A 448-nucleotide genomic window follows, 5' to 3' on the forward strand; every position below is an offset into this window, starting at 1 on the left:
TTCATCCAACAGGGTGTAGTCGTAACCATCTTCGCAGGTCTGCACCGCAAGGATTCTATCCTTTCCGACCTTCCATGCATGGGGCCCACCAGCTTTGCCAGATAGGCATCCACATCCACCGAGGGCAGCAGCAGCTGTTCGGTGTCGGGGTCCGTGTTGTAGTTATCAAAGCTTCCCTGGGTCTCCTGGATGCTGTACACGCAGCCCCAGACGGCGGCTTCGCGCCGGGTCAGATCATCGATGTTCTCGATGCCGTCAAAGGGCAGCGGGTCGAACAGGACCAGACCTTCCAGCCGGTCCTCATATTCCGCTTTCTGTTGGGTGTCGTCAAACAGGGTGGCCACACCCTTCACACCGGCCCGCACACCCGTTACAATGCCCACCAGCGCCAGCACGGCGATCAGCAGGCCAAGGGTCTGCCGGGCCCGGCTCCACCGCCGCCGCGCCC

1 pseudogene is annotated in these 448 nt (G+C 61.8%); it reads right to left on the bottom strand.

Going from position 1 to position 448, the window contains the following annotated elements:
* Window positions 1–448, bottom strand: a pseudogene (locus tag P0G09_RS15625) (Ice-structuring protein); the annotation flags it as partial.

Source organism: Faecalibacterium sp. DFI.5.82 (genome assembly GCF_029076575.1).
GTDB lineage: Bacteria > Bacillota > Clostridia > Oscillospirales > Ruminococcaceae > Faecalibacterium > Faecalibacterium duncaniae.